Annotated in this window: 17 protein-coding genes and 1 pseudogene; 14 read left to right on the top strand and 4 right to left on the bottom strand. The window is 40.8% G+C overall.

The features are described 5' to 3' along the window. The first annotated feature begins 70 nt into the window (after window positions 1–70). Window positions 71–2,188 (top strand): LTA synthase family protein, encoded by a 2,118-nt coding sequence (locus ADJ60_RS01260; RefSeq protein ID WP_049543050.1) that lies wholly within the window; start codon window positions 71–73, stop codon window positions 2,186–2,188. 67 nt (window positions 2,189–2,255) lie between these two features. Here the strand turns inward: ADJ60_RS01260 and ADJ60_RS01255 are convergent, their stop codons facing one another. Next, entirely contained in the window at window positions 2,256–3,890 is a 1,635-nt protein-coding gene (locus ADJ60_RS01255) for a hypothetical protein (protein WP_049542897.1), read from the bottom strand. Further along, window positions 3,871–4,620: an ABC transporter ATP-binding protein gene (locus ADJ60_RS01250; RefSeq protein WP_049542895.1), complete on the bottom strand. Its 750-nt coding sequence runs from the start codon at window positions 4,618–4,620 to the stop codon at window positions 3,871–3,873. The genes ADJ60_RS01255 and ADJ60_RS01250 overlap by 20 nt, the downstream gene beginning before the upstream one ends. Before the next feature lie 177 nt (window positions 4,621–4,797). On the opposite strand from ADJ60_RS01250, the gene ADJ60_RS01245 reads away from it, so the two are divergent. Further along, on the top strand, window positions 4,798–6,252 hold the full coding sequence (locus ADJ60_RS01245; RefSeq protein WP_049542893.1) for an alpha-amylase: 1,455 nt from the start codon (window positions 4,798–4,800) through the stop codon (window positions 6,250–6,252). A gap of 89 nt (window positions 6,253–6,341) precedes the next feature. On the opposite strand, the gene alaS is transcribed toward ADJ60_RS01245, so the two are convergent. After that, window positions 6,342–8,960: an alanine--tRNA ligase gene (gene alaS / locus ADJ60_RS01240; protein WP_049542891.1), complete on the bottom strand. Its 2,619-nt coding sequence runs from the start codon at window positions 8,958–8,960 to the stop codon at window positions 6,342–6,344. Between the two features lie 21 nt (window positions 8,961–8,981). Further along, window positions 8,982–9,468 (bottom strand): annotated as a pseudogene (locus ADJ60_RS01235) (LURP-one-related/scramblase family protein). A gap of 736 nt (window positions 9,469–10,204) precedes the next feature. Between ADJ60_RS01235 and ADJ60_RS01230 the strand changes: the two are divergent. The 12 genes from ADJ60_RS01230 to ADJ60_RS01180 all read left to right on the top strand — a co-directional run bounded on the left by ADJ60_RS01230 (window position 10,205) and on the right by ADJ60_RS01180 (window position 21,618). Then, window positions 10,205–10,519 carry a YdcP family protein gene (locus ADJ60_RS01230; RefSeq protein WP_000420682.1) on the top strand — a complete coding sequence of 105 codons (315 nt, stop codon included), beginning with the start codon at window positions 10,205–10,207 and terminating at the stop codon, window positions 10,517–10,519. 15 nt (window positions 10,520–10,534) lie between these two features. After that, window positions 10,535–10,921 carry a YdcP family protein gene (locus tag ADJ60_RS01225; RefSeq protein WP_000985015.1) on the top strand — a complete coding sequence of 129 codons (387 nt, stop codon included), beginning with the start codon at window positions 10,535–10,537 and terminating at the stop codon, window positions 10,919–10,921. A gap of 28 nt (window positions 10,922–10,949) precedes the next feature. Then, window positions 10,950–12,335 (top strand): FtsK/SpoIIIE domain-containing protein, encoded by a 1,386-nt coding sequence (locus tag ADJ60_RS01220; protein WP_000813488.1) that lies wholly within the window; start codon window positions 10,950–10,952, stop codon window positions 12,333–12,335. Between the two features lie 2 nt (window positions 12,336–12,337). Beyond that, window positions 12,338–12,490: a hypothetical protein gene (locus ADJ60_RS10910; RefSeq protein ID WP_000879507.1), complete on the top strand. Its 153-nt coding sequence runs from the start codon at window positions 12,338–12,340 to the stop codon at window positions 12,488–12,490. Between the two features lie 22 nt (window positions 12,491–12,512). Then, window positions 12,513–13,718 (top strand): MobT family relaxase, encoded by a 1,206-nt coding sequence (gene mobT, locus ADJ60_RS01215; RefSeq protein ID WP_000398284.1) that lies wholly within the window; start codon window positions 12,513–12,515, stop codon window positions 13,716–13,718. Window positions 13,719–13,760: 42 nt separating this feature from the next. Further along, the gene (locus ADJ60_RS01210; RefSeq protein WP_001009056.1) at window positions 13,761–13,982 is read left to right on the top strand and encodes a hypothetical protein; all 222 of its coding nucleotides are present in this window, start codon (window positions 13,761–13,763) and stop codon (window positions 13,980–13,982) included. 116 nt (window positions 13,983–14,098) lie between these two features. Beyond that, window positions 14,099–14,596, top strand: a complete 498-nt coding sequence (locus tag ADJ60_RS01205; RefSeq protein ID WP_000342539.1) for an antirestriction protein ArdA — start codon at window positions 14,099–14,101, stop codon at window positions 14,594–14,596. Between the two features lie 88 nt (window positions 14,597–14,684). Then, the gene (locus ADJ60_RS01200; RefSeq protein ID WP_000723888.1) at window positions 14,685–15,077 is read left to right on the top strand and encodes a conjugal transfer protein; all 393 of its coding nucleotides are present in this window, start codon (window positions 14,685–14,687) and stop codon (window positions 15,075–15,077) included. Next, entirely contained in the window at window positions 15,061–17,508 is a 2,448-nt protein-coding gene (locus ADJ60_RS01195; RefSeq protein WP_000331160.1) for an ATP-binding protein, read from the top strand. Before ADJ60_RS01200 ends, ADJ60_RS01195 begins: the two co-directional genes overlap by 17 nt. Window positions 17,509–17,510: 2 nt before the next feature. Then, a complete protein-coding gene (locus ADJ60_RS01190; RefSeq protein ID WP_049542889.1) occupies window positions 17,511–19,688 on the top strand; it encodes a CD3337/EF1877 family mobilome membrane protein in 2,178 nt (725 codons plus the stop codon). Beyond that, window positions 19,685–20,686 carry a lysozyme family protein gene (locus tag ADJ60_RS01185; RefSeq protein ID WP_000769868.1) on the top strand — a complete coding sequence of 334 codons (1,002 nt, stop codon included), beginning with the start codon at window positions 19,685–19,687 and terminating at the stop codon, window positions 20,684–20,686. Before ADJ60_RS01190 ends, ADJ60_RS01185 begins: the two co-directional genes overlap by 4 nt. Next, window positions 20,683–21,618 (top strand): conjugal transfer protein, encoded by a 936-nt coding sequence (locus ADJ60_RS01180; RefSeq protein ID WP_001863540.1) that lies wholly within the window; start codon window positions 20,683–20,685, stop codon window positions 21,616–21,618. The genes ADJ60_RS01185 and ADJ60_RS01180 overlap by 4 nt, the downstream gene beginning before the upstream one ends. Window positions 21,619–21,774: the final 156 nt, after the last annotated feature.

Below are 21,774 nucleotides of genomic sequence, written 5' to 3'. Positions count from 1 at the left end.
GTATACTAATACTAATAAAAACTTAGGAAGTAATTGTGTGAGAATCAATTTTAACAAAATCCAAAAAGCCATGGGTACCAGACTGGGTTTTGTCCTAACCCTTTTAATCCTCTATTGGCTCAAAACCTTATTAGCCTATACCGTTGACTTCAATTTAGATATTCAAGTAGGCAAATTGCAGGGAAATTACCTTGCCTTTATCGCCTTTTTCAATCCCATTCCTTTGGGACTCCTCCTGCTGGCTCTAGCCCTCTATGCTCGGTCAACCAAGATCTTTTATGGCCTGAGTATAGCTATTTATAGCCTTTTGTTCATTTGGCTTTATTCTAATATTTTTTACTATCGAGAATTTAGTGACTTTATCACGGCCAATACCATGAAGGTGGTCAGCAAGGTATCTGTTGGTACTGCGGAACTAGAGTTACTGCGCTTTTGGGATTTCATCTATTTTATGGATTTCCCACTGCTGGCTTTCCTTTTCTATAAAAAATTCATCCAATTGGATAGGAGACTTTTCAAATTCCGCTCCAGTGTTGCCATCACTGCTCTCTCGGCCCTGCTCTTTTCAGCTAACCTTTTCTTGGCTGAGATTGAGCGTCCCGATCTCCTGTCGCGAGGATTTTCTAATTATTATATTGTTCGTGCCCTTAGTTTGCCAGCCTTTTTAGGCTATAGTGCCAACCAATCCTACAGTACCAACAAAGAACGTGCCAAGGCCTCTGAGACTGATCTTCAACCTATTACAGATTATATTCAAGAACATTCTGCTAAGCCCAATCCAGACTATTTTGGCCTTGCCAAAGGGAAAAATGTGATTTATCTCCACTTGGAGAGTTTTCAGCAGTTCCTACTGGACTATAAACTCAACATAGATGGAACTGATCATGAAGTCACTCCCTTCCTTAATTCCCTCTACCATTCGCAATCAACCCTAGCCTTTTCGAATATCTTTAACCAAGTTAAGGCTGGTAAGACCTCGGATGCAGAAACCATGCTAGAGACCGGTTTGTTTGGACTTGATCAAGGTTCCTTTATGGTCAACTATGGAGGTACCAATACCCAGCAGGCTGCGCCTTTTATCCTATCAAAAAATGGCTACCAATCAAGTGCAGTCTTTCACGGTAATATCGGGACCTTCTGGAATCGAAATACAACCTACAAGCAATGGGGATACCAATACTTCTTTGATGCTTCCTACTTCACCAAGCAAGACAGTAGCAATTCTTTCCAATATGGTTTAAATGATAAAATCATGATGAAAGATTCTATCCAATATCTAGAGCACTTGCAGCAGCCTTTTTATGCCAAGTATATCACGGTGTCCAATCACTATCCCTATGCTAGCAATCTAACAGGCGATGAGCTTGGTTTCCCACTGGCTAAAACCAAAGATGAAACCATCAATGGCTACTTCCAAACAGCTAACTATCTAGATAGTGCTATCAAGGCCTTCTTTGACTATCTCAAAGAAAGTGGCCTCTATGAAAAATCCATCATCGTCATCTACGGAGACCATTATGGAATTTCCAACTCCCGAAATCCTGATCTGGCACCCTTGATTGGAAAGACTTCTGAGAACTGGTCGAATTACGACAATGCCATGTTGCAACGAGTGCCTTTTATGGTGGTCATGCCTGGCTATGAAAAGGGACAAATCATCAATACCTACGGTGGACAAATCGATATCTTACCGACTCTCGAACACCTCCTTGGTATTGAGTCCAACTCCTTCCTTCAAGTCGGCCAAGACCTCCTATCACCAGACCACCAAGAAATCGTTGCCTTTCGAACTGCTAATTCCTTCGTCACACCCAAATATACTAGCTACGACGGACGAACCTACTATACTGAAAGCGGTCTTGAAATCAGTAATCTTGATGAACAAGCTCAGACTGAACTAGAAATCGTTCGGCAGGCAGCCAGCCAACAGCTAAAAATCAGCGACCAGATTCAAACTGGTGATTTAATACGTTTCTACCAAGCAGATCATCTTGGAAAAGTTGATACAGAAAGTATTTCTTACCTCAATTCCTTGCCAATTCTGCAAAAGATTGAGCAGGAAAAGGGAAGTCAGTCAACTAGCCTCTTTAGCCAACGACAAGGTAAGACCAGTACTGACCTTTTCAAGGCACCAAGTTACCAAGAACTCCATCCAGAGTCGGCAGAAACCGAATCAAAATCACAATAAAAAATGCTCTTCCATCGTGGAGGAGCATTTCTTTTTATAAAATTTATCAATCAAGCGACCAACTAGCTCATCTTTTTTCTATTTCCGTCAATATGCGTGACAGGTAGTAATGATATCCAAAAATAGCAAGACCAAGCAGAAGGATAAGAGCTCCTACTCCCAAGCTAATGGCAAGGATAGGGGAGAGAGACCGAACCAAGAATATGCTCCCTATTACAAGGGCCATTAAGATTGCACTATAAACCAAAATCAAAACAATTGCTACTATACGATTTGAACGGTTCACCAAGTCCGTAATGCTACTCCAATTGGTTGACAGATTTTTCACGTCCTTAAAGTAATTGTGGTAAGAAAGGATGACACTGGCAAGGGTCCAGACTACAAGAAGGTAAATCATCGAAAGGATAGGCAAGCCTAAATATAGAGAAAGGCCAAGTAAAATCAGAACTGGTAAAAAAGACTGGACAGCAAATATAATCCAAAATTTCACTTTCACATAACGAGCAAAGTCAAAGGGTAAACTCTTAAGAAACTCAACATTTTCCCTCTCCAAGGACAAGGCAATTGAATGCAGGCTGGTAATATTGTTATTGACAACTGCTATAAAGAGAGCTATAAAAAACAAGGGTAACCAGTATGGAGGATGAATGTCTGGAACTATCTGAGAATCTCGGATGTTGGAAATCAGACCGATCATCATGAGATAAGGAAGGAAAGCACTTGTAAAAAGCACTGTAATCACGCCAGTCCCCTGTCCCAAAAGGGTGAGGTGGTAGCGTAAAACCATACGGAAAAAGCCCTTTTTAGTAGTTGAAAGCCCCTCCTTACTGCGACGTTCTTTCTTGACCTTCTCCTCACTGTTAAGAAGAATCACGTCATAAAAATGAGGAAAAACCTTCTTTTGGGTCAGGTAAAGCAAGAAAACAGTTAAAGCTATCCAAGCGAGCAGACCCAGTATGGCTTCTATCGAAAAAGGCTCCACTGCTATTTTGTAAAAGATATGAATAGGATAAAGAAGAGGTGGAATTTCTTTAGTCTGATCACCTATACCTCTAGAAGTCGACTGTAGAAAGAAGACAAATATTAAAGGTGTGAGAACTCCTATCCCAATCATCACATTCGAAAAAATAGACTGATACTTTCTAAAAAGCGCAGTTTGAGCCAAGAAATGCACTGCCACTACCATCACTAGAGCCACAGAAACAAATAATAGAGCCAAGGACAGTAGCATCAAAGGCAAGCCAAGCCAAAGAGAAGGTGCTAGCCTAATGTAGAGGACTAGAAAATAAGCTAGGATTGGTACAATTCCAGGCAGAGCTGGCAAGAGGACAGACAGTCCTTTAGCAATTATAATCTCTGATTCTTTAAAGGCATAAGGCCTATACGATACCAAGTCCTTACTCTCATAAAAGACATTGTAAAAGGCAGTTAAAGAAGTTGAAAAGGCAATCACTAGTAAAATAGCAACCATAAAACTAAAATAAACAGGCATTTCATCAAAAGGAAAATGATTGGCTATATTTATAAACATGATGAGCATCAAGAGACTGGAAAAAATGTAAGAACCTAGGACTCTAGCGGAAACATTTACTTTTTTCCCAGGATTTTTAGCTTGCTTCTTTCGTAGGTTAGCCAGATTAGCTTCTTGAGATGAATAGAGGATATTGATATCCACTAATTTTTTAATGACCTTGAGACGCATCTGAAACCTCCTCTTTTCTACCAGCAAGGCTAAGGTAGATACTTTCCAAAGACTGGTCTGGGTGGTCTTTTCTCAAGTCCTCTACACTACCACAATAAATCAAATGCCCCTTTTTCAAGATTGCAATCCGATCACAGACTTGCTCAGCTACCTCGAGGACATGGGTTGAAAACAAGACTGTCTTACCTTTTTGTGCATGTTCCTTCATCATTTGCTTCAAATCAAAGGCAGCCTGGGGATCCAAACCAGTCAAGGGTTCGTCCAAGACCCAAATATCAGGATCAGACAAGAGTGCCCCGATGACAAAGACTTTCTGACGCATTCCGTGAGAAAGGGTTTCAATAACCTGATAACGGTTTTCAGCAAAATCAAAAACCTTCAATAGCCTATCTAGACTAGCCTCCAAGTCAGAGCTGCTCAAATCATAGGATGAAGCAATCAATTCCCAAAATTCATTGGCCGTTAAACGTAAAAATAAGTCAGGCGAGTCTGCAACGTAGCCAATCTTTCGTTTGATAGCCAAGCGATTTTCCGATAAATCTAAACCGTCAACCAAAATACGACCACTGCTGGGTGAAATAATACTGACTAAGGATTTTATGGTGGTCGATTTTCCAGCTCCATTATGGCCAATCAAGCCCATAATCTCTCCATTTTCAATCTGCAAATTGAGATTGCTCAAGGCCTCTTTATCACCATACAACTTACTAACATTTTGAAATTCAATCATGAGAAATCTCCTCTCTTTATCTATGTAATTCACTATCATTATAGCGCTTTCATTTTAAAAATCAACATTTTATATAAAATAGTCAAAAACTTATTATTCAGTTTTACGCAAACGTTTGAGCTAACCGATACTTTATGATAGAATAAAGAACAAGATTGACAAGTAAGAGGAAACATCATGCAAAATCAAACACTCATGCAATACTTTGAATGGTATCTGCCCCACGACGGCCAGCACTGGACGCGTCTAGCTGAAGATGCTCCACACCTAGCTCATCTCGGTATCAGCCACGTCTGGATGCCACCAGCTTTCAAGGCTACCAATGAAAAAGATGTAGGTTATGGGGTCTATGACTTATTCGACTTAGGAGAGTTTAATCAAAAAGGAACTGTCCGCACCAAGTATGGTTTTAAAGAAGACTATCTTCAAGCCATTCAAGTTCTAAAAGCACAGGGAATTCAACCTATGGCCGATGTGGTGCTCAATCACAAGGCTGCTGCTGATCACATGGAAGCCTTTCAAGTTATCGAAGTGGATCCTGTAGACCGTACAGTTGAACTTGGGGAACCCTTCACCATCAATGGCTGGACTAGTTTTACATTCGATGGTCGCCAAGATACCTACAATGATTTCCACTGGCATTGGTACCACTTCACCGGTACAGACTACGATGCTAAACGCCGTAAATCTGGGATTTATCTGATTCAAGGAGACAACAAGGGTTGGGCAAATGAGGAATTGGTCGATAACGAAAATGGTAACTACGACTACCTCATGTATGCCGACCTAGACTTTAAACATCCTGAAGTCATCCAAAATATCTATGACTGGGCTGACTGGTTCATGGAAACGACTGGTGTAGCTGGTTTCCGCTTGGATGCCGTTAAACACATTGACTCTTTCTTCATGAGCAATTTCATCCGTGATATGAAGGAAAAATACGGTGAGGATTTCTATGTTTTTGGTGAATTTTGGAATCCTGATAAGGAAGCCAATCTGGACTATCTTGAAAAAACGGAAGAACGCTTTGACCTTGTTGATGTTCGTCTCCACCAGAATCTCTTTGAAGCCAGTCAAGCTGGCGCAAACTATGACCTTCGTGGTATTTTCACAGATAGCTTGGTTGAACTCAAACCTTACAAGGCTGTAACCTTTGTCGACAACCACGATACCCAACGTGGTCAGGCTCTTGAGTCTACTGTTGAAGAATGGTTCAAACCAGCAGCCTATGCCCTCATTCTGTTACGCCAAAATGGCCTTCCATGTGTCTTTTACGGCGACTACTATGGGATTTCAGGGCAGTATGCTCAACAAGATTTCAAAGAAGTCCTTGACCGCCTCCTAGCCATCCGAAAAGACTTGGCCTATGGAGAACAAAATGACTACTTTGATGATCCTAACTGTATCGGTTGGGTACGTTCAGGTGCTGAAAATCAATCCCCAATCGCAGTTCTCATCTCAAATGACCAAGAAAACAGCAAATCAATGTTTATCGGCCAAGAATGGGCTAACCAAACCTTTGTAGATCTACTTGAAAACCACCAAGCTCAAGTTATCATCGATGAGGAAGGTTATGGACAATTCCCTGTCTCAGCTGCTTCGGTAAGTGTCTGGGCAGCCAATACTATCTAATAGCTTATAATCATCAAGCCAGATCCAAGCGGATTTGGTTTTTTTGTATTCACAAAAAGACCTACCCAAGTGGATAGATCTTTATTATCTTACAATTTACCTGCTACTGAATCCAACAATTCTTGGATCTTAGCTTGGTTGCTTCCTCCTGCCATGGCCATGTCTGGTTTACCACCACCACGTCCATCGACGATTGGTGCCAATTCTTTGACAAGGTTTCCTGCATGAAGATCTTTTGTCTTGCTTGCTACAAGGACATTGACTTTGTCACCGATAGCAGCAACTAGGACAAGAAGATCAGAGTAGTCTTTTTGTTTCCAGTTATCTGCAAAGGTACGAAGGGCACCGGCATCTGATACAGACACTTGACTAGCAATGTAACGGTGACCGTTGACTTCCTTAACGTCCTTGAAGATGTCGCCTGCAGCTGCAGCTGCAGCTTTTTCTTTCAACTCAGCATTTTCTTTTTGAAGTTGACGAAGTTGTTCTTGAAGTCCTTCTACCTTGTGAGGTACTTCTTTAAGTTGAGGTGCTTTCAAGGTTGCTGCGACTGCTTTAAGAGCATCTTCTTGTTCACGGTAGCCTTCAAAGGCTTCCTTACCAGTCACTGCTAAAATACGGCGAGTTCCTGATCCGATCCCTTCTTCTTTGACAATCTTGAAAAGACCAATTTCAGAAGTGTTGCCAACGTGGGTACCACCACAAAGCTCGATAGAGTAGTCACCGATAGTAACAACACGGACTTCTTTTCCGTATTTCTCACCAAAGAGGGCCATAGCTCCCATTTCTTTAGCAGTGTCAATATCCGTTTCAACTGTCTTCACTTCAAGAGCTTCCCAGATTTTTTCGTTGACTTGCTGTTCAATGGCACGCAATTCTTCAGCAGTTACTGCTTGGAAGTGAGTAAAGTCAAAGCGAAGGAATTCAACTTCGTTAAGAGAACCTGCTTGTGTTGCATGATTCCCAAGGATATTATGAAGGGCAGCGTGAAGCAAGTGAGTCGCAGTGTGGTTTTTCATAACACGGTGACGACGATTTGTATCAATTGCCAAGGTATATTCTTGGTTCAAGGCAAGCGGTGCAAGAACTTCAACTGTATGAAGGGCTTGTCCGTTTGGTGCTTTCTGAACATTTGTCACCTTAGCTACAACTGAACCAGATTCATCCAAGATTTGTCCATGGTCAGCGACCTGTCCACCCATTTCAGCATAGAATGGCGTTTCTGCAAAGATAAGAGAGGCAGTTCCTTCTGATACAGCTTCTACTTCTGCATTGTCAGCCACGATAGCCACCAATTTAGAAGATAATTGGCTAGCATTGTAGTTGAAGACACTTTCTACAGTGATGTTTTGTAGAGTTTCATTTTGCATACCCATTGAGCCACCCTTGACAGCTGACGCACGCGCGCGTTCTTGCTGTTCTTTCATGGCTGCTTCAAAACCTTCACGGTCTACAGTCATACCAGCTTCTTCAGCGATTTCTTCTGTCAACTCTACGGGGAATCCATAAGTGTCATAGAGTTTAAAGACATCTTGACCAGCAATGACAGATTGACCTTTTTCTTTCAAGTCAGCTACGATGCCTTGGGCAAAGTGTTGACCAGAGTGAAGGGTACGAGCAAATGATTCTTCTTCGCTCTTAACGATTTTTTCGATAAAGTCACGTTTTTCAAGTACTTCTGGGTAGTAGCTTTCCATGATTTTACCAACAGTTGGAACGAGTTTGTAAAGGAAAGGCTCGTTGATTCCCAATTTTTGACCATGCATAGAAGCACGACGGAGAAGACGACGAAGGACATAACCACGACCTTCATTTCCTGGAAGGGCACCATCACCGATGGCAAATGAAAGGGAACGGATGTGGTCTGCGATGACCTTAAAGCTCATGTTGTCGCCATCTTGGTCATAAACCTTACCAGACAATTTCTCCACTTCACGAATGATTGGCATGAAGAGGTCCGTTTCAAAGTTGGTCTTAGCCCCTTGGATAACGGCCACCAAACGCTCCAAACCAGCGCCCGTATCAATGTTCTTGTGTGGCAATTCCTTGTATTCGCTACGAGGAACAGCAGGATCTGCGTTAAATTGTGACAAAACGATGTTCCAGATTTCAATGTAACGGTCGTTTTCGATATCTTCTGCAAGAAGGCGAAGACCTATATTTTCTGGGTCAAAAGCTTCTCCTCGGTCAAAGAAAATTTCTGTATCAGGTCCAGAAGGCCCAGCACCGATTTCCCAGAAGTTATCTTCGATTGGAATTAAGTGGCTTGGGTCCACTCCCACTTCAATCCAACGGTTGTAAGAATCTTTATCATCTGGATAGTAGGTCATGTAAAGTTTCTCAGCTGGGAAGTCAAACCATTCAGGGCTTGTCAAAAGCTCATAAGCCCAAGTGATCGCTTCGTCTCGGAAGTAATCACCGATAGAGAAGTTCCCCAACATTTCAAACATAGTATGGTGACGTGCAGTCTTCCCTACGTTCTCGATGTCATTGGTACGGATCGCCTTTTGCGCATTGGTAATACGTGGATTCTCTGGGATAATAGTCCCATCAAAGTATTTCTTAAGAGTTGCTACACCAGAGTTGATCCACAAAAGTGTTGGGTCATTTACAGGAACCAAACTCACTGATGGTTCTACAGAGTGACCTTTGGTTGCCCAGAAGTCAAGCCACATTTGGCGTACTTGTGCACTAGATAGTTGTTTCATATTGTCTCCTTATTTACTTGTTTAATGTGATTGGCTTTCCAGCATCTCCACATAGTCAATCGCGACACAGAGGGAAATGACTAGGTCTGCATAAGCGTCCTCAAGGACCGTTACGTTATAGGTAGAGGTCAGATGGAAGAGTTCCTTCTTAATTTCCGCAATCAGCTGATCGCGATCATCCAGCAATTTGAAATTCAAATCCCAGATATTGCCCTCGATACGAAGACCTAGATTATCAAACTCATACTTATCTCGCCAGAAGGTCAACTTCTTGCGAATGACAAAACTCGAGCCATCCCGAAGCTGAATCTCAAAACGAGGAAGCAAGGTCAAGATTTCTTTACTAATCTGACTGACTTGTTCACCATTAACATCATAGATGGTAAAAGTTTTGGGAATCTTAAAAAAATGATCCCTCTACCTGATAGGCGATTTCTCCCCTGTCATCCTTGATAGCGAAGCGTTCGCCTCCAAGACGAAACTTTTGTTTGACAAGAAATGTTTTCATCAACACCTCCAAAAATTAAAAGACAAGCTCATATCACGAAGGGCGAAAAACCGCGGTACCACCTTCATTCAATGAACTTGTCATTCTCTTATTCTTATGCAATTGTATGATTGAGTAGCATGACTTTCTAGCTTAGATGGCTCGCAGCACCGCCATTTCTCTGGACTAAGACAACTGAAAATCAAATCTCAACTTTCTTATTATATCGTTTTTTTAAGCTTGCGTCAACTGGGAATCGTCTCCCTTGAATCAGATCAATTCCCTGTATCTTTAATTACTCTTTCAGGAGAACAAAATTAGCCAATATAATTGTTGATATTAAACAAATCCAAAATAACATATTACTCTCTCGCTTTAATATTATCTAGACTGTCAATTTCATATCTACATTTTTTAAGATAAAAATAGCATAAAAATCTAGTTATCCGCATAAAAACTGGACTTATCACACTTTATCAAGGTCAAAACCACTCAATTTACTACTAATTTACTACTTATGAATGAGCTTTGATACGACGATTTATCCTTGAAAAGTGAAGATATAAAGATACTTCCAATAAAATTTGAATATTTAATAGGTAGACACTTCAAAAAATGAGGTGTCTATTTTTTTACCCGATTTTGAAAGGAAGTGAACTTATGAAAACAAAAAATCAAGAATCAAAAGGTCGTTCCCCACTCTTTAAGACCATCAAACATTCATTCAGCCAATAAAAAAGAAAGGATAGGTAAAAATATGGAACTTAAATTTGTGATTCCCAACATGGAAAAAACATTCGGCAATTTAGAATTTGCTGGCGAGGATAAAGTCGTTCAGCGAAGAATCAACGGACGGCTAACTGTCTTATCAAGAAGCTATAATCTCTATTCTGATGTTCAAAGAGCAGATGATATTGTGGTGGTGCTTCCTGCTGAAGCTGGCGAAAAACATTTCGGCTTTGAGGAACGTGTGAAGTTAGTCAATCCACGTATTACCGCAGAGGGCTACAAAATCGGCACTCGTGGTTTTACAAATTACCTTTTACATGCTGACGACATGATAAAAGAATAAAGAAAGAGAGGAAAAATGATGAGATTAGCAAATGGCATTGTATTAGATAAAGACACGACTTTTGGAGAATTGAAATTCTCTGCTCTACGTCGTGAAGTGAGAATCCAAAATGAAGACGGGTCGGTTTCAGATGAAATCAAGGAACGTACCTATGACTTAAAATCCAAAGGACAAGGACGCATGATTCAAGTAAGTATTCCTGCCAGCGTGCCTTTGAAAGAGTTTGATTATAACGCACGGGTGGAACTTATCAATCCCATTGCGGACACCGTTGCTACTGCCACCTATCAAGGAGCAGATGTTGACTGGTATATCAAGGCAGACGATATTGTGCTGACAAAGGATTCTAGTTCATTCAAAGCTCAACCACAAGCAAAGAAAGAACCGACACAAGACAAATAGTCGCTAGGTAGAAAGGAGACTTTTTCGCATGAAACAGCGTGGTAAAAGGATTCGCCCATCTGGTAAAGATTTAGTCTTTCATTTTACGATAGCGTCACTCCTGCCTGTTTTCCTGCTGGTTGTCGGACTGTTTCATGTGAAGACAATCCAGCAGATCAACTGGCAGGATTTTAACCTATCACAAGCAGATAAGATTGACATTCCCTATTTAATTATCAGTTTCAGTGTCGCAATTCTTATCTGCTTGCTGGTAGCGTTTGTATTCAAACGGGTTCGCTATGATACGGTTAAACAACTTTACCACCGTCAAAAACTGGCAAAGATGATACTTGAAAACAAGTGGTATGAATCTGAACAGGTCAAAACAGAGGGTTTCTTTAAAGATAGTGCTGGTCGTACAAAGGAAAAGATAACCTACTTCCCTAAAATGTATTATCGACTTAAAAATGGCTTGATACAGATACGGGTGGAAATCACGCTGGGAAAATATCAAGACCAACTCTTACACTTGGAAAAGAAATTAGAGAGTGGCTTGTACTGTGAGCTGACGGATAAAGAGTTAAAGGATTCCTATGTGGAATATACTTTGCTCTATGACACCATAGCCAGTCGTATTTCTATTGATGAAGTAGAAGCTAAAGATGGTAAACTTCGCTTAATGAAAAACGTATGGTGGGAATATGATAAGCTCCCTCATATGTTGATTGCTGGTGGTACAGGTGGCGGTAAAACTTACTTTATACTGACACTGATTGAAGCCTTGCTTCATACAGATTCAAAACTGTATATTCTTGACCCGAAAAATGCTGACCTTGCGGACTTAGGTTCTGTGATGGCAAATGTCTACTATAGAAAAGAAGACTTGCTTTCTTGCATTGAAACATTCTATGAAGAAATGATGAAACGTAGTGAGGAAATGAAGCAGATGAAGAACTATAAGACTGGCAAAAATTATGCTTACTTAGGTCTCCCGGCACACTTCTTAATCTTTGATGAATACGTCGCTTTCATGGAAATGCTGGGAACAAAAGAAAACACCGCAGTTATGAATAAGCTGAAACAGATTGTCATGTTAGGTCGTCAAGCTGGCTTCTTTCTAATACTGGCTTGTCAACGTCCAGACGCAAAATATTTAGGCGACGGAATCCGTGATCAGTTTAATTTCAGAGTGGCTTTAGGTCGTATGTCTGAAATGGGCTATGGCATGATGTTTGGCAGTGACGTACAAAAGGATTTCTTCTTAAAGCGAATCAAAGGTCGTGGCTATGTTGATGTAGGAACAAGTGTCATATCAGAGTTTTATACTCCCCTTGTACCAAAAGGATATGATTTCTTGGAGGAAATTAAAAAGTTATCCAACAGCAGACAGTCCACGCAGGCGACGTGCGAAGCGGAAGTCGCAGGTGTGGACTGATCTTGCTGGCTGGTGTGGCAATAGCCACGCCAGCACTTAACCCCCCGTATCTAACAGGGGGGTACAAATCGACAGGAAACAGTCAAAAAAACATTAGAAAATCCTTTGGTTACAAGGGATTTACAAAATTTCAGCGTATGTCAAATGGGCTTTAAAAGTTGACATACGCCTTTTTGATTGGAGGGATTTTTACTGAATGAACAAACTTGGTTACAGCATTTAAAAGAAAAACGCTTGGCTTATGGACTATCTCAAAACCGTTTAGCTGTTGCGACTGGTATTACAAGGCAGTATCTAAGCGATATTGAAACAGGAAAAGTCAAGCCATCAGAGGATTTACAGCAGTCCCTTTGGGAAGCTCTGGAACGCTTCAATCCCGACGCTCCCCTTGAAATGCTGTTTGATTATGTAAGGATTCGCTTTCCGACAACAGACGTACAGCAGGTGGTCGAAAACATCTTACAACTGAAACTGTCCTATTTTCTTCATGAGGACTATGGTTTCTATTCTTATTCAGAGCATTATGCTTTAGGCGACATATTCGTCCTTTGCTCCCATGAACTGGACAAAGGAGTTCTGGTGGAATTGAAAGGTCGTGGGTGCAGACAATTTGAAAGCTATCTTCTGGCACAACAAAGAAGCTGGTATGAGTTCTTTATGGACGTTTTGGTGGCTGGCGGTGTGATGAAACGCCTTGACCTTGCCATTAACGATAAGACAGGGATTTTGAATATCCCTGTACTCACTGAAAAGTGCCAACAGGAAGAATGTATCTCCGTCTTCCGCAGTTTTAAAAGCTATCGCAGTGGCGAACTGGTACGCAAAGAGGAAAAGGAATGTATGGGAAACACCCTCTATATCGGTTCATTACAAAGTGAAGTTTATTTCTGTATCTATGAAAAGGACTACGAGCAGTACAAGAAAAATGATATTCCCATTGAAGACGCAGAAGTAAAAAACCGTTTTGAGATTCGATTGAAAAATGAGCGTGCCTATTATGCAGTCCGTGATTTACTCGTCTATGACAATCCAGAGCATACCGCCTTTAAAATTATCAATCGGTATATCCGTTTTGTAGATAAAGACGATTCCAAACCTCGTTCTGATTGGAAACTGAATGAAGAATGGGCTTGGTTTATTGGGAACAATCGTGAACGATTAAAACTAACCACAAAACCAGAGCCTTACTCCTTCCAAAGGACGCTGAACTGGCTATCTCATCAAGTTGCCCCGACCTTAAAGGTTGCGATTAAACTTGATGAAATCAACCAGACGCAGGTTGTAAAAGACATTCTCGACCATGCGAAACTGACAGACCGACACAAGCAGATTTTGAAGCAACAGTCAGTAAAAGAACAGGACGTGATAACAACAAAAAAATAACTCAAATACAAATTCATTGAATATAGAGAGGAGAACATTTTTATGAATTTTGGACAAAACCTTTATAACTGGTTTCTATCAAACGCTCAATCACTGGTGCTTTTAGCAATCGTTGTGATTGGCTTGTATCTTGGCTTCAAGCGTGAGTTTAGCAAACTGATTGGCTTTTTAATTATTGCGATTATTGCGGTTGGCTTAGTCTTCAACGCTGCTGGAGTAAAAGACATTTTACTAGAGCTATTCAATCGCATTATTGGTGCTTAAATAAAACCGTTCTTTTGTGGAATATAAGTGGTTTTCTTATGTTCCGCAAAGGAATGGTACACCAAACGAAGTGCGGTAGGGATTTTTGAATCTCTACAAAGAAAGGACGTGAATATATGGACGATATGCAAGTCTATATTGCGAATTTAGGCAAATACAATGAGGGCGAATTGGTCGGTGCGTGGTTTACCTTTCCCATTGACTTTGAGGAAGTCAAAGAGAAAATCGGCTTGAATGATGAATATGAGGAATACGCCATTCATGACTACGAGTTACCCTTTACGGTTGACGAATACACTTCCATTGGCGAACTCAATCGACTATGGGAAATGGTATCGGAATTACCCGAAGAATTACAATCGGAGCTATCTGCTCTGCTCACTCATTTTTCAAGCATTGAAGAACTAAGCGAACATCAAGAGGATATTATCATTCATTCCGATTGTGATGATATGTATGACGTGGCACGCTACTACATTGAAGAAACGGGTGCTTTAGGCGAAGTACCAGCTAGTCTTCAAAACTATATTGATTATCAAGCCTATGGTCGGGATTTAGACCTTTCAGGAACGTTTATCTCAACCAATCATGGGATTTTTGAAATCGTCTATTAAATCTGTCGGTACATTACTACTGGCAGATTTTCTATTTTACGGGGTGGCTCAATCAGCTACCCCTATTTTTTATGAAAGGATTGATTACATGAAGAAAATACGAAGCTATACCAGTATCTGGTCTGTGGAAAAGGTACTGTATTCTATCAATGATTTTAGACTTCCGTTTCCCATAACCTTTACGCAAATGACATGGTTTGTCGTGTCACTCTTTGCAGTGATGATACTTGGCAACTTGCCCCCTCTTTCCATGATAGAGGGAGCATTTCTCAAATACTTTGGGATTCCTGTGGCTTTCACATGGTTTATGTCTACAAAAACTTTTGATGGTAAAAAGCCTTATGGATTTTTGAAGTCTGTCATTGCTTATGCACTGCGACCAAAGCTGACCTATGCAGGAAAAAAAGTAACGCTTGGCAGAAACCAGCCACAAGAAGCCATTACAGCAGTTAGGAGTGAATTTTATGGCATATCCAATTAAATACATTGAAAACAATCTCGTCTGGAATAAAGACGGGGAATGTTATGCTTACTATGAGCTTGTTCCTTACAATTACTCATTTCTAAGTCCAGAACAGAAAATACAAGTGCATGATTCTTTCAGACAGCTTATCGCACAAAATCGTGATGGCAAAATTCATGCTTTACAAATCAGTACAGAATCCAGCATACGTTCTGCACAAGAGCGTTCCAAAAATGAAGTCACTGGCAAGCTCAAAGCGGTTGCCTATGACAAAATCGACCAACAGACAGACGCTTTAATATCCATGATTGGCGAAAATCAAGTGAACTACCGTTTCTTTATCGGCTTTAAGTTGCTTCTCAACGATCAGGAGTTTTCTATGAAAAGTCTTACCGTTGAAGCAAAAAATGCTTTGTCTGATTTTGTCTATGATGTGAACCATAAGCTGATGGGCGATTTTGTTAGTATGAGTAATGATGAAATCCTGCGTTTTCAGAAGATGGAAAAGCTCTTAGAAAATAAAATCTCTCGTCGTTTCAAAATCCGCAGGTTAGATAAGGACGACTTCGGCTATCTGATTGAACACCTTTACGGACAGACAGGCACTGCCTATGAAGAGTATGAGTACCATCTATCAAAGAAAAAGCTGGATAATGAAACGCTGATTAAATACTATGACTTGATTAAGCCTACTCGCTGTTTGGTGGAAGAAAAACAGCGATATTTGAAAATCCAGCAGGAAGATGAAACCGTCTATGTAGCTTACTTTACCATTAACAGCATTGTCGGAGAACTGGACTTCCCGTCCTCTGAAATCTTCTACTACCAGCAACAGCAATTTACATTCCCGATTGATACGTCAATGAATGTGGAAATTGTAGCGAATCGTAAAGCCCTATCTACTGTCCGCAATAAAAAGAAAGAACTGAAAGACTTGGATAACCACGCTTGGCAAAGTGATAATGAAACCAGCTCCAATGTGGCGGAAGCTCTGGAAAGTGTGAATGAGCTGGAAACCAATTTAGACCAAAGCAAGGAATCTATGTACAAGCTGTCTTATGTGGTAAGGGTATCAGCAAATGATCTTGACGAACTCAAACGTCGTTGTAATGAAGTGAAAGATTTTTATGACGATTTAAGCGTAAAACTGGTACGACCATTTGGGGATATGCTCGGCTTACATGAAGAATTTTTACCTGCCAGCAAGCGTTATATGAATGATTATATTCAATACGTGACCTCTGATTTCCTCGCTGGTTTAGGTTTTGGTGCTACTCAAATGCTGGGGGAAAATGAGGGGATTTATGTTGGCTACAGCTTAGATACTGGACGCAATGTCTATCTGAAACCTGCTCTTGCCAGTCAAGGGGTTAAGGGTTCAGTAACCAATGCGTTAGCGTCGGCTTTTGTTGGTTCGCTGGGTGGTGGTAAATCCTTTGCGAATAACCTTATCGTCTATTATGCGGTGCTTTATGGGGCACAAGCAGTGATTGTAGACCCAAAAGCAGAACGTGGCAGATGGAAAGAAACCTTGCCAGAGATTTCCCATGAAATCAATATCGTCACTCTGACTTCTGATGAGAAAAACAAAGGCTTACTTGACCCTTATGTGATTATGAAAAATCCCAAAGATTCTGAATCACTGGCTATTGATATTCTGACATTCCTTACGGGGATTTCCTCTCGTGATGGGGAACGCTTCCCAATCCTTAGAAAAGCCATTCGTGCAGTAACCAATAGTGAAGTACGAGGGTTGATGAAAGTGATTGAGGAATTACGGGTTGAGAATACGCCACTAAGTACCAGTATAGCCGACCATATCGAAAGTTTTACAGACTATGACTTTGCACATTTATTATTCAGTAATGGTTATGTGGAGCAGTCTATCAGCTTAGAAAAACAACTGAACATTATACAGGTTGCGGACTTGGTACTTCCCGACAAGGAAACTTCCTTTGAGGAATATACCACTATGGAGCTTTTATCCGTTGCAATGCTGATTGTCATTAGTACCTTTGCGTTGGACTTTATCCATACAGACCGAAGTATTTTCAAGATTGTAGACTTAGACGAAGCATGGAGCTTCTTACAGGTGGCACAAGGGAAAACACTATCTATGAAGCTGGTTCGTGCTGGTCGTGCTATGAACGCTGGGGTATATTTCGTGACCCAAAATACAGATGACCTCTTAGATGAAAAACTGAAAAATAACCTCGGCTTAAAATTTGCCTTTCGTTCCACTGACCTTAACGAGATTAAAAAAACCCTTGCCTTTTTTGGTGTAGACCCAGAGGACGAAAACAATCAGAAGCGATTGCGTGATTTGGAAAACGGGCAATGCCTTATCAGTGATTTATATGGTCGTGTCGGTGTGATACAGTTCCACCCTGTATTTGAAGAACTGCTCCATGCCTTTGATACCAGACCACCTGTGCGAAAAGAGGTGTAAATGTGAAACCATCAATATTAAACAGAATAAAATCAAACTGGACGCTGAAACGTCTAGGTAAAGTGGCAATGACAGTGGCTTTCACACTTGTGATTGCCATTTTTCTTTTAGCCATGCTGGGAACGGTGGTTCAAGCTGCGGGCTTGGTAGATGATACGGTCAATGTGGCAAATGAATACAGCCGATACCCACTTGAAAACTATCAACTGGATTTTTATGTGGATAATAGCTGGGGCTGGCTACCGTGGAACTGGTCGGACGGAATTGGAAAACAAGTCATGTATGGACTATATGCCATTACCAATTTTATTTGGACAATCAGTCTTTATGTTTCCAATGCGACGGGTTACTTAGTACAGGAAGCCTATTCCTTAGACTTCATTTCCGCTACAGCAGATTCCATTGGCAAGAATATGCAGACCCTTGCAGGGGTTACGCCTAGTGGACTATCAACAGAGGGTTTCTATGTTGGATTCCTTTTACTCTTGATTTTGGTTCTTGGGGTTTATGTTGCCTATACAGGACTGATAAAGAGAGAAACCACAAAGGCAATTCATGCCCTCATGAATTTTGTGCTGGTTTTTATCCTATCGGCTTCCTTTATTGCCTATGCTCCCGATTATATTAAGAAAATCAATGACTTTTCATCAGACATCAGCAACGCTAGTTTGTCACTGGGTACAAAAATTGTCATGCCCCATTCCGATAGTCAAGGCAAGGACAGCGTGGACTTAATCAGAGATAGCCTGTTTTCCATACAGGTTCAGCAACCGTGGCTACTGCTTCAATACAACAGTTCAGACATTGAAAGTATCGGTATTGACCGTGTGGAAAGCCTGCTCTCCACCAGCCCAGATTCCAACAATGGCGAAGACAGAGAAAAAATTGTTGCGGAAGAAATTGAAGACAGAAGCAATACCAATCTAACCATTACAAAGACCATTAACCGTTTAGGTACAGTCTTCTTCCTATTTGTCTTCAATATTGGGATTTCCATATTTGTATTCCTATTAACAGGAATCATGATTTTCTCGCAGGTACTTTTTATCATCTATGCTATGTTTCTGCCTGTGAGCTTTATTTTAAGCATGATTCCATCATTTGATGGTATGTCAAAACGAGCCATAACAAAGCTCTTTAATACCATTTTGACACGAGCTGGAATCACATTGATTATTACGACAGCATTTAGTATTTCAACCATGCTCTATACCTTATCGGCTGGTTATCCGTTCTTTTTGATTGCTTTTCTACAGATTGTGACCTTTGCAGGAATCTACTTCAAGCTGGGCGATTTAATGAGTATGTTTTCTCTACAGAGTAACGATTCTCAAAGTGTGGGAAGTCGTGTGATGAGAAAACCTCGTATGCTTATGCACGCTCACATGCACCGTCTACAGCGGAAACTTGGACGTTCCATGACTACTCTAGGGGCTGGGTCTGCCATTGTTACAGGTAAAAAAGGACAGTCGGGTTCGGGGAGTTCTGCAAGGACACAAGCAGATCACTCCCGACCAGACGGAAAGGAAAAATCAACACTTGGAAAACGTATCGGTCAAACCATCGGTACAGTAGCTGATACCAAAGACAGAATGGTAGACACTGCTAGTGGTTTGAAAGAACAGGTTAAAGATTTGCCGACCAATGCAAGATATGCAGTATATCAAGGAAAATCCAAAGTAAAAGAGAATGTCCGTGATTTAACCAGTAGTATTTCTCAAACCAAAGCGGACAGAGCCAGTGGACGCAAGGAACAGCAGGAACAAAGGCGAAAAACCATTGCGAAGCGTCGCTCTGAAATGGAACAGGTCAAACAGAAAAAACAGCCTGCTTCTTCTGTTCATGAAAGACCGACTACAAGACAAGAACAATATCATGATGAACAGACCTCAAAACAGTCTAATATTCAGACTTCATATAAGGAATCTCAACAAGCCAAACAAGAGCGTCCAGCAGTTAAGTCCGATTTTTCAAGTCCAAAAGTGGAACGCCAAGGCAATACCGTTCAAGAAAAAACCGTTCAAAAGCCAGCAACTTCAACCACTACAGCAGATAGAACTTCACAACGTCCAATCACAAAAGAACGTCCGTCTACTGTTCAAAGAGTACCACTACAAAATACAAGAAGTAGACCACCAATCAAAACCGCCACCATTAAGAAAGTCGGTAAGAAACCATGAAGTTGAAAACTTTAGTGATTGGTGGTTCTGGATTATTCTTGATGGTCTTCTCACTGCTTCTGTTTGTTGCCATTTTATTTTCAGATGAACAGGACAGCGGAATTTCCAATATTCATTATGGAGGTGTGAATGTTTCCGCAGAAGTGCTGGCTCATAAGCCTATGGTAGAAAAATATGCCAAAGAATATGGCGTTGAAGAATATGTCAACATACTTCTTGCGATTATACAGGTGGAATCGGGCGGTACTGCGGAAGATGTTATGCAGTCCTCGGAATCCCTCGGTCTTCCACCTAATTCATTGAGTACAGAAGAATCCATTAAGCAAGGTGTGAAGTATTTCAGTGAATTATTAGCCAGTAGCGAAAGGCTCAGTGTAGATTTAGAATCGGTTATCCAGTCCTACAATTATGGTGGTGGTTTCTTAGGGTATGTGGCTAATCGTGGAAATAAATATACCTTTGAACTGGCTCAAAGTTTCTCAAAAGAGTATTCAGGTGGCGAAAAAGTGTCTTACCCCAATCCCATAGCCATACCTATCAATGGGGGCTGGCGATACAACTATGGCAATATGTTTTATGTGCAACTGGTAACGCAGTATCTTGTCACAACAGAGTTTGATGATGATACGGTACAAGCCATCATGGACGAAGCACTGAAATATGAGGGCTGGCGATACGTTTACGGTGGAGCTTCCCCGACTACTTCTTTTGATTGTAGCGGACTGACACAATGGACGTATGGAAAAGCTGGAATTAACTTACCACGAACCGCACAACAGCAATATGATGTGACCCAGCATATCCCACTATCGGAAGCACAAGCTGGCGATTTGGTTTTCTTTCATTCTACCTATAACGCTGGCTCTTATATTACTCATGTTGGGATATACCTTGGCAATAACCGTATGTTTCATGCAGGCGACCCAATCGGTTATGCCGACTTAACAAGCCCCTACTGGCAACAGCATTTAGTGGGAGCAGGACGAATCAAACAATGAGAAAGGAAGATTTAATGATGAAATTTAGAAAAAATCAGAATAAAGAAAAACAGATACCAAAGGAAAAGAAACCTCGTGTCTACTATAAGGTCAATCCTCATAAAAAGGTTGTGATTGCCTTGTGGGTACTTTTAGGGCTTAGTTTCAGCTTTGCGATATTCAAGCACTTTACAGCTATAGATACTCATACTATTCACGAAACAACTATCATAGAAAAGGAATACGTTGATACTCATCATGTAGAAAATTTTGTAGAGAACTTTGCGAAAGTCTACTATTCATGGGAGCAATCCGATAAGTCCATTGATAATCGAATGGAAAGTCTAAAAGGCTATCTGACAGATGAACTTCAAGCTCTCAATGTTGATACAGTACGCAAAGATATTCCTGTATCGTCTTCTGTAAGAGGATTTCAGATATGGACGGTAGAGCCAACTGGCGACAATGAGTTTAATGTAACCTACAGTGTAGACCAGCTCATTACAGAGGGAGAAAATACAAAGACCGTCCACTCTGCTTATATAGTGAGTGTCTATGTAGATGGTTCTGGAAATATGGTACTGGTTAAGAATCCGACCATTACCAACATACCTAAGAAATCAAGTTATAAACCAAAAGCCATTGAAAGTGAGGGGACGGTTGATTCCATTACAACCAATGAAATCAATGAGTTTTTAACGACGTTCTTCAAGCTCTATCCTACAGCGACAGCCAGTGAACTTTCCTACTATGTGAATGACGGGATATTAAAACCAATCGGAAAAGAGTACATCTTTCAAGAACTGGTAAATCCTATTCACAATCGTAAGGATAATCAAGTCACGGTATCGCTGACAGTGGAGTATATCGACCAGCAGACCAAAGCAACGCAGGTATCTCAATTTGATTTGGTACTTGAAAAGAACGGGAGTAATTGGAAGATTGTAAAATAACAAATATTGGTACATGATTACAGATACTTTGTAATCATGTACTCTTTTTGATAAAAAATTGGAGATTCCTTTACAAATATGCTCTTACGTGCTATAATTTAAGTGACTATTTAAAAGGAGTTAATAAATATGCGGCAAGGTATTCTTAAATAAACT

The organism is Streptococcus pseudopneumoniae (assembly GCF_001076775.1).
Classification (GTDB): Bacteria; Bacillota; Bacilli; order Lactobacillales; family Streptococcaceae; genus Streptococcus; species Streptococcus pseudopneumoniae_G.
Note: the sequence above shows the minus strand (reverse complement) of the source record. Positions and strands in the feature narration are given on the sequence as shown.